The sequence below is a fragment of the Cupriavidus sp. LA-1 genome, assembly GCF_055385985.1.
Genome location: NZ_AP031387.1, coordinates 1,008,562 through 1,021,350 on the forward strand (window position 1 = coordinate 1,008,562; position 12,789 = coordinate 1,021,350).

14 protein-coding genes are annotated in these 12,789 nt (G+C 64.7%); all 14 read left to right on the plus strand.

Annotated elements, in window-relative coordinates; genetic code table 11:
• The first annotated feature begins 32 nt into the window (after positions 1-32).
• The 14 genes from acpP (at position 33) to recO (ending at position 12,765) form a co-directional block, all read left to right on the plus strand.
• Positions 33-272, plus strand: coding sequence for an acyl carrier protein (gene acpP, locus ACZ5MJ_RS04805; RefSeq protein ID WP_008644813.1), 240 nt, complete (start codon positions 33-35; stop codon positions 270-272).
• A gap of 190 nt (positions 273-462) precedes the next feature.
• On the plus strand, positions 463-1,695 hold the full coding sequence (gene fabF, locus ACZ5MJ_RS04810) for a beta-ketoacyl-ACP synthase II (protein WP_464222700.1): 1,233 nt from the start codon (positions 463-465) through the stop codon (positions 1,693-1,695).
• A gap of 52 nt (positions 1,696-1,747) precedes the next feature.
• The gene (locus ACZ5MJ_RS04815) at positions 1,748-2,275 is read left to right on the plus strand and encodes a hypothetical protein (RefSeq protein WP_464222701.1); all 528 of its coding nucleotides are present in this window, start codon (positions 1,748-1,750) and stop codon (positions 2,273-2,275) included.
• 56 nt (positions 2,276-2,331) lie between these two features.
• The gene (gene rpoE / locus ACZ5MJ_RS04820; RefSeq protein WP_010814682.1) at positions 2,332-2,931 is read left to right on the plus strand and encodes an RNA polymerase sigma factor RpoE; all 600 of its coding nucleotides are present in this window, start codon (positions 2,332-2,334) and stop codon (positions 2,929-2,931) included.
• Between the two features lie 125 nt (positions 2,932-3,056).
• On the plus strand, positions 3,057-3,686 hold the full coding sequence (locus tag ACZ5MJ_RS04825) for a sigma-E factor negative regulatory protein (protein WP_464222702.1): 630 nt from the start codon (positions 3,057-3,059) through the stop codon (positions 3,684-3,686).
• Positions 3,687-3,694: 8 nt separating this feature from the next.
• The gene (locus ACZ5MJ_RS04830) at positions 3,695-4,774 is read left to right on the plus strand and encodes a MucB/RseB C-terminal domain-containing protein (RefSeq protein ID WP_464222703.1); all 1,080 of its coding nucleotides are present in this window, start codon (positions 3,695-3,697) and stop codon (positions 4,772-4,774) included.
• A 134-nt stretch (positions 4,775-4,908) separates the two neighbouring features.
• Positions 4,909-6,402, plus strand: a complete 1,494-nt coding sequence (locus ACZ5MJ_RS04835) for a DegQ family serine endoprotease (protein ID WP_464222704.1) — start codon at positions 4,909-4,911, stop codon at positions 6,400-6,402.
• Between the two features lie 15 nt (positions 6,403-6,417).
• Complete coding sequence (locus ACZ5MJ_RS04840; protein WP_464223653.1) at positions 6,418-6,702, plus strand: glutaredoxin family protein; 285 nt, start codon at positions 6,418-6,420, stop codon at positions 6,700-6,702.
• A 209-nt stretch (positions 6,703-6,911) separates the two neighbouring features.
• Positions 6,912-8,705 (plus strand): translation elongation factor 4, encoded by a 1,794-nt coding sequence (lepA, locus tag ACZ5MJ_RS04845; RefSeq protein WP_464222705.1) that lies wholly within the window; start codon positions 6,912-6,914, stop codon positions 8,703-8,705.
• A 96-nt stretch (positions 8,706-8,801) separates the two neighbouring features.
• Positions 8,802-9,701: a signal peptidase I gene (lepB, locus tag ACZ5MJ_RS04850; RefSeq protein ID WP_464222706.1), complete on the plus strand. Its 900-nt coding sequence runs from the start codon at positions 8,802-8,804 to the stop codon at positions 9,699-9,701.
• Positions 9,702-9,749: 48 nt separating this feature from the next.
• A complete protein-coding gene (locus ACZ5MJ_RS04855) occupies positions 9,750-10,145 on the plus strand; it encodes a DUF4845 domain-containing protein (protein WP_464222707.1) in 396 nt (131 codons plus the stop codon).
• 1 nt (position 10,146) lies between these two features.
• Positions 10,147-10,917: a ribonuclease III gene (gene rnc, locus ACZ5MJ_RS04860; RefSeq protein ID WP_010814690.1), complete on the plus strand. Its 771-nt coding sequence runs from the start codon at positions 10,147-10,149 to the stop codon at positions 10,915-10,917.
• Positions 10,914-11,852: a GTPase Era gene (era, locus tag ACZ5MJ_RS04865; RefSeq protein WP_432257616.1), complete on the plus strand. Its 939-nt coding sequence runs from the start codon at positions 10,914-10,916 to the stop codon at positions 11,850-11,852. The genes rnc and era overlap by 4 nt, the downstream gene beginning before the upstream one ends.
• Positions 11,853-11,871: 19 nt before the next feature.
• Positions 11,872-12,765 carry a DNA repair protein RecO gene (gene recO, locus ACZ5MJ_RS04870; protein ID WP_464222708.1) on the plus strand — a complete coding sequence of 298 codons (894 nt, stop codon included), beginning with the start codon at positions 11,872-11,874 and terminating at the stop codon, positions 12,763-12,765.
• Positions 12,766-12,789 lie beyond the last annotated feature (24 nt).

Here is a 12,789-nt window from a genome sequence, read left to right on the forward strand (position 1 = left end):
CCACTTTTTGTCGAACTTCCCTGGAGGGTTACATGGACAATATCGAACAACGCGTCAAGAAAATCGTGGCAGAACAGCTTGGCGTGGCCGAGGCAGACATCAAGAACGAATCGTCGTTCGTGAACGATCTCGGTGCGGACTCGCTGGACACGGTTGAACTCGTGATGGCGTTGGAAGATGAATTCGGCATGGAAATTCCCGATGAGGAAGCCGAAAAGATCACGACCGTGCAACAGGCTATCGACTACGCCACCGCGCACGTCAAGGCCTAAGCCCGTCGTCTCTGCATTCCGAGCCACAGAAGGCAGGTGGGCGGGCCGTCTCGGCCTCGCCTTGCTGTTTTCTGTGGCTTTCGTCTGTTCGAAGAAGCAGAATGGAATGCGCTTCGCCGCGCGGCCCGGAGGGCCGGCGGCGGGTAGCTCAGCGTTCCGTTCCCGTTTCACGCACCCGTAGGAAAACATAGTGAGCCGTCGTCGCGTCGTCGTCACTGGGCTTGGCCTTGTGTCTCCGGTCGGAAACACGGTTGCCGAAGGCTGGGCCAACCTGGTAGCCGGCAAGTCCGGCATCGCCACCATCACCAAATTCGATCACTCCGCGCTTTCCGTGCATTTTGCCGGCGAAGTGAAGGGCTTCAATGCCGAGGATTACATCCCCGCCAAGGAAGCCCGGAATATGGATACCTTCATCCATTACGGCATTGCGGCCGGTACGCAGGCGCTGAAAGACAGCGGCCTGGAAGTGACCGAAGCCAACGCCGACCGCATCGGCGTGCTGGTGGGCTCGGGCATCGGCGGCCTGCCGATGATCGAAGACACCCATGCCGTGCTGACCGAGCGTGGTCCGCGCCGGATTTCGCCGTTCTTCGTGCCGGGGTCGATCATCAACATGATCGCGGGCCACCTGTCGATCATCCATGGCATCAAGGGCCCGAACCTGGCTGCCGTGACGGCCTGCACGACCGGCCTGCACAGCATTGGCCTGGCCGCCCGCCTGATCCAGGCCGGCGATGCCGACGCCATGCTGGCCGGCGGCGCCGAGTCGACCGTGTCGCCGCTGGGCATCGGCGGTTTCGCCGCTGCGCGCGCACTGTCGACGCGCAACGACGACCCGGCCGCCGCTTCGCGTCCGTGGGACAAGGACCGCGACGGCTTCGTGCTGGGCGAGGGCGCCGGTGTGATGATGCTGGAGGAGTACGAGTCGGCCAAGGCCCGCGGTGCGCGCATCTATGCCGAGCTGATCGGCTTCGGCATGAGCGGCGACGCCTACCACATGACCGCGCCGAACATGGACGGCCCGCGCCGCTGCATGGTCAACGCGCTCAGGGACGCCGGCATCAATGCCGACCAGGTGCACTACCTGAACGCCCATGGCACGTCCACGCCGCTGGGCGACAAGAACGAATCCGATGCCATCAAGGCGGCATTCGGCGAACAGGCCTACAAGATGGTGGTGAACTCGACCAAGTCGATGACCGGCCATCTGCTGGGCGGCGCCGGTGGCCTGGAATCGGTCTTCACTGTGCTGGCGCTGCACAACCAGGTATCGCCGCCGACGATCAACCTCGACAACCAGGACCCGGAGTGCGACCTGGACTACGTGGCCAATACGGCACGCGAGATGAAGATCGACGTGGCGGTGAAGAACAACTTCGGTTTCGGCGGCACCAACGGCACGCTTGTTTTCCGCCGCGCCTGATCCGTGGTTGAGGCGGGCCCTTCGCGGGCTGCGCCAGAGCAGGGTCCACCCGTTGCGATGGGCCCTGTTCGTGTTTTGTGCCGGCGAATTGCTGGCGCTCGCGCTGCTGGCGCGGACGCTGGCCGACGCCATCGCCGGTAGCCAGGCCGGGATCCTGTGGTGGCATGCCGCCGCCGCGCCGGGACTTGCGCTTGCCACCCTGGCAACGGTGCGGGCCTGGCCGGCGCGGTGGCAAGGCCTGCGCTGGCGCTGCACGGCCATTCAGGATATGGCTGACGGCAGCGGACCATTGCGGATCCGCCTGGAAGGGCCGGGCGGTGCCCGGTACGAGGCCGTCGTCCGGCAGTGCTGGCAGGCCGGCGGCGCCGCTGTCGTGCGTCTTGTTCCTGGTGCGCCCGGCATGCCGGGCGCCATCTTTCTTCCCTGGCAAGCGGCTGCCCCCGAGAAGGCGCGGCAGTTGCAACGTGCCGCCAGAGTTGCACTGCAGGTGCAACCTGACTTGTCGACAGGGAACGATTTTGTTAGCTTGCGGTCACAGGATGCGCGTTGCTTCACCGGGCGGGCTGAGAATCGTAGGTAAAATACAACGTTTGTCGTGACGACCAAACCAAGAGATACACTGCAGGTGAGCCATACGTGAGCGAACGCGAAGCCGATCAGCTCCTAGTTGAACGCGTCCAGCAGGGCGACAAGCGGGCCTTTGAACTTCTGGTGACCAAATACCATCGGAAGATCATTCGCCTGATTTCGCGCCTGGTCAGGGATCCCGCTGAAGTCGAGGATGTGGCGCAGGATGCCTTTATCAAGGCATACCGCGCCTTGCCCCAGTTCCGCGGGGAGTCGGCCTTCTACACGTGGCTGTACCGGATCGCCGTCAACACGGCCAAGAACTACCTGGCTACCCAGGGCCGCCGCCCGGAAGCGTCCAGCGATATCGATGCGGAAGAGGCTGAAACTTTTGCGGACGGTGAGCAACTAAGGGATATCAATACGCCGGAGTCGATGCTCCACACGCGCCAGGTCGCCGAGACGGTGAACCGCGCGATGGAGGCGCTTCCGGAAGAATTGCGGACCGCCATCACGCTGCGCGAGATCGAAGGCCTCAGCTATGAGGAAATCGCCGAGGCGATGGGATGTCCGATCGGCACGGTGCGCTCGCGGATCTTCCGGGCGCGCGAGGCGATTGCCGAGAAATTGCGCCCGCTGCTGGGAACGGCAGAGGGCAAGCGGTGGTAGTGGTTCGCTAGTTGTTGGCAGTAAAGAAGAATGTCGTGCGGCCAGCGTTGCAGCCTATTCCTGCATCGATAAGCGACAGAAGTAACGGGATTATCGGTGTTCAATGGAATGTCTTGGGGTGGGAAATGGGTCAGGCTCATAAGCAGTCGGTTCATGTAGTGGAAGCAGCGGAGCAGATCTCCGTACTGATGGATGGCGAACTGGCGCCGCATGAAGTCGATGCCGTGCTGGGCTTGGCGAAAAGCGATGCCGGCATGTCCGACTGGACCACGTACCAGTTGATCGGCGACACGCTGCGTTCGGAAGAACTGACGCATGCGGGCTCCACCGCCGATTTCCTCTCTCGTTTCTCCGCACGCCTGGAAGCCGAGCCGCATGTACTGGTGCCGGCCGTGGCGCAGGCCAGTGCCCGCCACCGCCTGCTGGTCAGGCCGTCGTGGGTGCGCCGCGTGATGCCTGGCACCGCGATCGCCGCCGCGGTCGCTGCGGTCAGCTGGGTGGTCGTGCCGCAGATGCGCGGCCCCGTCACGCTGGGCACGCCGGACGCCGTCGTGGCGCGTGCCGACCAGCCCGCTGCAGGCCAGGGCGCCGGCATCGTCACCGTGGCCGCCGAAGCGCCCCAGATGATCCGCGACCCGCGCCTGGACGAATACCTGCGTGCCCATCGCACATCGGTGGCAACGGAAGCATTCGTGCCGACCATGCGCACGGTTGCCAACGGTGCAAACTTCACTCAGGAAAATACGCAGGAATAATGCCGGACATGCATAAAGGAGGGTCGCCCGCCCATGTAGCGGGCGCCCAGAAAATCAGGGCCCTGCGTAGGTCCTTTTTTCTGGCCTTGTGTCTGAGCGCTGCCGCGGCGACCGCGCAGCCTTCGGACAGTACGCTGAACCGACGCGACGCCACCGCCTGGCTCAACAAGATCCACAAAGCCGCACAGCACGAGAACTATGTCGGCACGCTGATCTATCAGCGCGGCAGTGTCATGCACGCCTCGCGTATCCAGCATTACAGCGATCTCGTCCACAACGAGTACGAACGCCTGGAAACGCTCGACGGCAAGCCGCGCGAGGTGCTGCGGCAGAACGACGTGGTGCACAGCCTGATTCCGGAAGCCAAGCTGGTGGTGGTGGAGAAGCAGGAAGCCAAGGACCGCTTCCCCGCGCTGCTCGCCACCAACAAGAACGACGTGCTGGACCTGTACGACATGCGCAAGATGCCCGCCGAGCGCGTGGCCGGCATGGAGTGCGAGGTCTTTGCGCTGGAGCCGCATGATGCCGCGCGCTACGCGGTGCGCCTGTGGGCGGAGAAGAACTCCGGCCTGCTGATGCGCGCGCAGACCATCGGCGAAGGCGGCAAGGTGCTGGAACAGGTGGCGTTTTCGCAGGTGCAGATCGGCGTGCCGTCCGAGAAGCAGCGCATCCTGGGCGCAATCAAGAATTCCAACGGCTGGAATCACTATGAGGTGACCTACCAGCCGGCCAATATCGCCGACGAGGGCTGGTCGATCACCGTGCCGCTCAAGGGTTTCCAGAAGATCCGCGAAGTCCGCCGGCCGCTTGGCGAGTTGCGCGCGCCGGCCCCGGGCAATGCGCGCGGGCAGGTCTTCGAAGTGCTGCAGGTCGTCTACAGCGACGGGCTGACAGGCCTGTCGGTCTTCATCGAGCCGGTTTCCGAGCAACGTGTGCGCCGCGAAGGCGTGGCCGCGCTCGGCGCGACCCAGGTCGTGGTGCGCCGGGTTGCCGACTACTGGATCACCGTGGTGGGCGAGGTGCCGGCGAGCACCGTCCGCCAGTTTGCGACGGCCGTGGAATATCGCCCTCCCAAGGCGGTACACTGAGCTTGACGCAGGTGCAGCCGACGCCGCCGGACTTTGTCCCGGCGCCGGCTCCATGAAACCTGTGCAGGGGTCCCCCGCCACGGGATCATATCCAGTCGGTTTTTCTTCTTTTCGCTGAATCCCGGGAGTTGTCGATGATGTTCAGATCTCCAGCCCTGGCGCGGGCCGTGGTCATGGCTGCCATGATGCTGCTCGGCCCTACCGTTGCCGAAGTCAGCCATGCCCAGGCTGCCGCTTCCACCTACAACCTGCCCGATTTCACCGACCTGGTGGAAAAGGCAAGCCCGGCCGTGGTCAATATCCGCACCACCGAACTCGTGCGCCAGCGCGGCGCGCCCGGTGGCGATGACGACATGGCGGAATTCTTCCGGCGCTTCTTCGGCGTGCCGATGCCCGGTGCCCCGGCGCCGGGCGCCCCCCGCCGCGGCCAGCAGCCGCCGCAGCCGGAAGAGCAGAGCCGCGGCGTGGGCTCGGGCTTCATCATCAGCCAGGACGGCTACGTGATGACCAACGCGCACGTGGTAGCCGACGCTGAAACCATCTATGTGACGCTGCCCGACAAGCGCGAATTCAAGGCCAAGCTGATCGGCTCCGACAAGCGCACCGACGTGGCGCTGCTCAAGGTCGACGCCACCGGCCTGCCGCGCCTGCCGCTGGGCGATTCCAACAAGGTCCGCGCCGGCGAATGGGTGCTGGCGATCGGCTCGCCGTTCGGGCTGGACAACAGCGTGACCGCCGGCATCGTCTCGGCCAAGGGCCGCGATACCGGCGACTACCTGCCGTTCATCCAGACCGATGTGGCGGTCAACCCCGGCAACTCCGGCGGCCCGCTGATCAACCTGCGAGGCGAGGTGATCGGCATCAACTCGCAAATCTACAGCCGCAGCGGTGGCTATATGGGCATCTCGTTCGCGATCCCGATCGACGAGGCCATGCGCGTGACCGAGCAGCTCAAGGCCACGGGCCGCGTGACGCGGGGCCGCATTGCCGTGGCAATCGGCGACGTCACCAAGGAGGTGGCCGATTCGCTGGGCCTGGGCCGTGCGCGCGGCGCGCTGGTCGGCAGCGTGGAACCGGGCGGTCCTGCCGAGAAGGCGGGCATCGAGCCCGGCGACATCATCCTCAAGTTCAACGGCCGCGATATCGAACGCGCCTCGGACCTGCCGCGCATGGTGGGCGAGACCAAGCCGGGCACGCGCGTGCCGCTGCAGCTGTGGCGCAAGGGTGCGACCCGCGACGTCACGATCACGGTTACCGAGCTGGAACCGGACGGCAAGACCAAGGCGCGCGGCAACGCCACGCCCAAGGATGACAGCGCGGCACAGGCCAGCAAGCCCAACGCGCTGGGGCTGGTGGTCAACGACCTGCCCGATGCACGCCTGAAGGAGCTCAAGCTCAAGTCCGGCGTCGAGGTGGAAGTCGCCGACGGCCCGGCGCTGCGTGCCGGCATCCGGCCGGGCGACATCATCCTGCGCCTGGGCGACACCGACGTGACCAACGCCCGCCAGTTCAACGAGCTGGTGCGTAGCCTGGACAAGAACCGGATTGCCGCGGTGTTCGTGCGGCGCGGCGACGCCACCCAGGTGCTGACGCTGCGTCCGGGCGCCACGTCCAGCTCCAGCCGCTGAGCCACCGTGGCCGCCATGCCCGCGCTGACGCTGTACGGCCGGGCATACTGCCACCTTTGCGAAGACATGAAGGTCGCGCTGGAGCCGCTCCGGCGCGATTTTTCTTTCACCCTGCTTGAGGTGGATGTCGATGCCGATGCGGGGCTGGAAGACCGCTTCGGCGAACTGGTGCCGGTGCTGATGCCCGGGGCACCGGCAGATCTGACGGCCGGCGCCGCGCCACTTTGCCACTATTTCCTTGACGAGGTGGCGGTAAGGGTGTGGCTTGCCGCACATGGCACCGCACGCGCCACCCGCTGACCCCCTCCGGCAACGGCCGGCAACCGCGTCACGCCGCCATTTGATGACCCGGAAGTCATTGAAAATCCGGTAAAATTGCGGATTGGCGCAAAAAATTGCACCCCCCAAACCTGCGGTACGCCCGCGCACGCCTTGCGGCGCGCGGCGCCGGGCCGCTCAACCGCTTGCTGCCGCCCGGGCCCTCATGCCGGCGCTCCCCTGAACACTAGATGGACCATATCCGTAATTTTTCGATCATTGCCCATATCGACCATGGGAAGTCCACCCTGGCCGACCGGATCATTCAGCTTTGTGGAGGGCTGTCGGATCGGGAGATGGAAGCGCAGGTCCTCGATTCGATGGATATCGAAAAAGAGCGCGGCATCACCATCAAGGCGCAGACCGCCGCGCTCAGCTACAAGGCGCGCGACGGCCAGGTCTACAACCTGAACCTGATCGACACCCCGGGGCACGTCGACTTCAGCTATGAAGTGAGCCGCTCGCTGTCCGCCTGCGAAGGCGCGCTGCTGGTGGTCGACGCCTCGCAGGGCGTCGAGGCGCAGACCGTGGCCAATTGCTACACCGCGATCGAGCTGGGCGTGGAAGTGGTGCCGGTGCTCAACAAGATCGACCTGCCGCAGGCCGACCCGGACAACGCGATCCAGGAAATCGAGGACGTGATCGGCATCGACGCGCAGGACGCCACGCCGTGCTCGGCCAAGACCGGCCAGGGCGTGCAGGATGTGATCGAGGCGCTGATCGCCAAGGTGCCGCCGCCCAAGGGCGACGCCGAGGCACCGCTGCAGGCGCTGATCATCGACTCGTGGTTCGACAACTACGTCGGCGTGGTGATGCTGGTGCGCGTGGTCAACGGCACGCTGCGCACCAAGGACAAGGTGCTGCTGATGGCCACCGGCTCGCAACACCTGGTGGAGCAGGTGGGCGTGTTCACGCCCAAGTCGATCCAGCGCGACGCGCTGACGGCGGGCCAGGTGGGCTTTGTCATTGCCGGCATCAAGGAACTGAAGGCGGCCAAGGTGGGCGACACCATCACCACCATGCAGCGCAAGGCCGAAGCACCGCTGCCGGGCTTCAAGGAAGTCAAGCCGCAGGTGTTCGCCGGCCTGTACCCCGTCGAGGCCAACCAGTACGAGGCGCTGCGCGAGTCGCTGGAAAAGCTGCGGCTGAACGATGCCTCGCTGCAGTTCGAGCCGGAAGTGTCGCAGGCACTGGGCTTCGGCTTCCGCTGCGGCTTCCTGGGCCTGCTGCATATGGAAATCGTGCAGGAGCGCCTGGAGCGCGAGTTCGACATGGACCTGATCACCACCGCGCCGACGGTGGTGTACCAGGTCGAGATGCGCGACGGCACCATGGTCACCGTGGAAAACCCGGCGAAGATGCCGGATCCGAGCAAGATCGAGGCGATCCTGGAACCGATCGTCACCGTCAACCTGTACATGCCGCAGGAATATGTCGGCTCGGTGATTACGCTGTGCACGCAGAAGCGTGGCTCGCAAATCAATATGAGCTACCACGGCAAGCAGGTGCAGCTGACCTACGAGATCCCGATGGCGGAAATCGTGATGGACTTCTTCGATCGCCTGAAGTCGGTGTCGCGCGGCTATGCGTCGATGGACTACGAGTTCAAGGAATATCGCCCGTCGGATGTGGTCAAGGTCGATATCCTGATCAACAGCGACAAGGTCGATGCGCTGTCGGTGATCGTGCACCGCTCGAATTCGCAGTACCGCGGCCGCGAGGTGGCAGCCAAGATGCGTGAGATCATTCCGCGCCAGATGTACGACGTGGCGATCCAGGCGGCCATCGGCTCGAATATCATTGCGCGCGAGAACGTCAAGGCGCTGCGCAAGAACGTGCTGGCCAAGTGCTACGGCGGCGATATCACGCGCAAGAAGAAGCTGCTGGAAAAGCAGAAGGCCGGCAAGAAGCGGATGAAGCAGGTCGGTACGGTCGAGATCCCGCAGGAGGCCTTCCTGGCTATCCTGCAGGTGGACGACAAGTAAGGCGCTGCGGCGGGCAGTGACAGTGCCACGCGCGGCGGCTTGCCGCCGTGGCGACAGAACAGGCTGTACCAGGATTTCAAAGAACCAGAAGCCGTCATGAATTTTGCACTGATCCTTTTTGTGCTGGTGGTGATTACGGGCGTCGCGTGGGTTGCGGACAAGCTCGTGTTCGAGCGGCAGCGCCGCTCTTCGGCGCGGCTGGCGCTGGCCGAGTTCGATTCGCGCCAGGCCAGCCTGCAGGGCAGCTTCGGCGCGGCGGACGCTGACGCTACACGCAAGCGCCTGGCCGAGGAAAAGCTGCGCCAGCCGTGGTGGCTGGAGTATTCGGCCAGTTTCTTCCCGGTGATCCTGGCGGTGTTCGTGTTGCGCTCGTTTGTGGTCGAGCCGTTCAAGATCCCGTCCGGCTCGATGATCCCGACGCTGCTGATCGGCGACTTCATCCTCGTCAACAAGTACGAGTACGGCATCCGCCTGCCGGTGGTGAACAAGAAGGTCGTTGAGACAGGCCAGCCGCAGCGTGGCGACGTGATGGTGTTCCGCTACCCGAAGGACCCGTCGCTCGACTACATCAAGCGCGTGATCGGCGTGCCGGGCGATGTGGTGCAGTACGCCAACAAGCGCCTGACCATCAACGGCAAGCCGGCCGAATACACCGCGCTGCCGGACTTTCTTGACGAGGAGCGCCTGGCGTATTCGAGGCATTTCCGCGAAAAGCTGCCGAACGGCGTCGATCATGGCATCCTGAACGACGCCGACCGCCCGGCGTTTGTCGCCGGCGCGGACCCGGATTTCCCGTATCGGGAAAACTGCACATACAATCAGCAGGGTGTGACCTGCAAGGTGCCTGCGGGTCATTATTTCGTCATGGGCGACAACCGGGACAACAGCCTGGATTCCCGTTACTGGGGCTTCGTACCGGACGAGAATATCGTCGGCAAGGCGTTTGTGATCTGGATGAACCTGGGCAATTTCGGACGCGTGGGATCGTTCAAATAAGAATCTCCGCGGCGCAAGAACACTCAACACAAAAAGAGGGCAGGCGCGATGGGTCGATTTGGGAAGGTGGGGGCAAGGAATCCGGCGCGGCGCCGGGCGCGCATGGGCGGGTTTTTTTCCGTCTGGACGCTGCTGGTGATCGTGGTGTTCGTGATCGGCGTGGCCTTGCCGGCCCTGCGCGCGATCCCGAGCCTGGTGGAGTATTTTTCGGTCAAGCGCGCCGCCAGCTATGCCAAGCAGCGCGCCACCAACAAGCGTGAAGTGGTCGAATTCTTTGAGAAGCAGGCAATCATCGACCAGATTACCGCAGTAAAGGGCGAGGATCTCCTGGTCCGGGAAGACGAGAACGGCACCATCCAGTCGGTCGATTTCTCGTACCGGGCCGAGGTGCCCGTCTATGGACCCCTGAGCCTGTTGATTACCTATTCAGGAACGCAGCACTGATATGAACCTCGACGCCTTGCAGCAACGACTCGGCTACCGATTCAGCAAGCCCGAATTGCTGCAACAGGCGCTGACGCACCGCAGCCACAGCGCCCAGCACAACGAACGCCTTGAATTCCTGGGCGACTCGGTGCTCAACTGCGCCGTGGCGGACATGCTCTACGGCATGTTCGGCAAGCTCGACGAGGGTGACCTGTCGCGCGTGCGGGCCAACCTGGTCAAGCAGCAGGCCTTGTACGAGATCGCCCAGATGCTGCAGTTGTCCGATACGCTGCGCCTGGGCGAGGGCGAACTGAAGAGCGGCGGCTTTCGCCGCCCGTCGATCCTGGCCGATGCGCTCGAAGCCATTGTCGGCGCGGTGTTCCTGGACGCCGGCTTCGATGCCGCCCGCGCATTGATCCGCAAGCTCTATATCCCGATCCTGGAGCAGGTCGATCCGCGCACGCTGGGCAAGGACGCCAAGACCCTGCTGCAGGAATACCTGCAGGGCCACAAGATTGCCCTGCCGCAATATAACGTAATCGCCACACACGGGGCCGCGCACAGCCAGCAGTTTGAAGTCGAGTGCACGGTGCCTAAACTGGAAGTCCGGGTGTTCGGCACCGGCGCCTCGCGGCGTGCCGCGGAGCAGGCCGCCGCCAAGCTGGCGCTGGATGAAGTCCAGAAGCTGGTGCCGCAGCTGCTCAAGCGCAGCCGCGCCGAGCGTACCGGCAAGACCCGCAAGCAACCCGTGCCGCAAGACCCACAGCTGTCTCTCAGGTTGAAGGAATGACCGAATCTACCCATCCGCAGCAAGACGCGGCGGATACCCAGGCCGCGGCGTTCCGCTGCGGCACCGTGGCCATCGTCGGCCGCCCCAACGTGGGCAAGTCCACGCTGATGAACGCGCTGGTCGGCCAGAAGATCAGCATCACCTCGCGCAAGGCGCAGACCACGCGGCACCGCATTGTCGGCATCCAGACCACGGACGACGCGCAGTATGTGTTCGTCGACACGCCGGGTTTCCAGACCCGCCACGCCAGCGCCCTGAACCGTTCGCTGAACCGCGCGGTCACGTCCACGCTGTCGTCGGTGGACCTGGTGCTGTTCGTGGTCGAGGCCGGCTACTACGGCGCCGACGACGAGAAGGTGCTGTCGCTGCTGCCGAAGAACACCCCGGTGCTGCTGATCGCCAACAAGCTGGACCGCGTCAACGGCGAAAACCGTTCGGAAGTGATGATGCCCTTCCTGGAAAAGATGGGGCAGCAGTTCCCGTTCCGCGAAGTGGTGCCGATGACGGCCAAGACCCGCGACCATATCGCGCGCCTCTTCGAGATCATCCGGCCCTACCTGCCGGAAGGCGAGCCGATGTACGACGCCGACGCCATGACCGACCGCAGCGAGCGCTTCCTGGCGTCGGAGATCATCCGCGAGAAGGTATTCCGCTGGACTGGCGACGAGCTGCCGTACACCAGCACCGTGATCATCGACAAGTTCGAGACCGAAGGCCGCCTGCGCCGCGTCTTTGCCACCATCCTGGTCGAGCGCGATGCGCACAAGGCCATGATCATCGGCAACAAGGGCGCCAAGCTCAAGACGATCTCCACCGAGGCGCGGCTGGACATGGAGAAGCTGTTCGACGGCAAGGTCTACCTGGAAATGTGGATCAAGGTGAAGAGCGGCTGGGCCGACAACGAAGCAGGGCTGCGCGCGTACGGCTACGAGTGAGCACAACTGCGAGCGACCAGTGAGCAAGACGGCTGACATCGCGCGCGCTCCGGCGCCGGCACCCCGGTCCCGCCGCGCCGACCCCGTGGTCGACGAGGCCGCCGAACTACTCGACAGCAAGGCGCTGCCGGGCATGGCCGACGCCGCCGCGCGGGCGATGATGGACCGCGCCATGCGCATCGTGCCGGCGCGCCCCGAGTCACGCGTGGCCGAACAGCCGGGCTTCGTGCTGCACGCCTGGCCGTATCGCGAGACCAGCCTGATCCTGGACCTGTTCACGCGCGACTACGGCCGCATCTCGATGGTGGCCAAGGGGGCCAAGCGCCCGCACTCGGCGCTGCGCGCGGTGCTGCAGCACTTCCACCCGGTCTCGGTGTCATGGAGCGGGCGCGGCGAGGTCAAGACCCTGACCAAGGCCGAGTGGGTCGGCGGCATGCCGCCGCTGGCCGGCGATGCGTTGCTGTCGGCGTTCTACCTGAACGAACTGGTGATGCGCTTCTGTCCGCGCGAGGATGCGCATCCGGTCCTGTTCCGCCATTACCTGGCGACGTTGACGCGGCTGGCGCATGGCGAGCAGGCCGGGCTGGTGCTGCGCGGCTTTGAACGCGTGCTGCTGCAGGAAACCGGCTTCGCGGTGGCCTTCGACCAGTGCCTGAGCACCGGCGAGCGGGTCCTGCCGGGCCTGGACTATGTCTACCAGCCTGAACGCGGCGTGCGCCGCGCGCAGCCGAGCGACCCGTCGTCGTGGCCGGTGGTGTCGGGCCAGACGCTGCTGGACATGGCGCAGGACGACTACAGCCGCGCGCAGACCGCCGCGCAAAGCCGCGCGCTGATGCGTTTCCTGCTGCATTATTATCTGCAAGGCGCGCCGCTGAAGACGCGCCAGATACTGATCGACCTGCAGTATCTCTGATACAAGAACCCTTCGACTTACTCC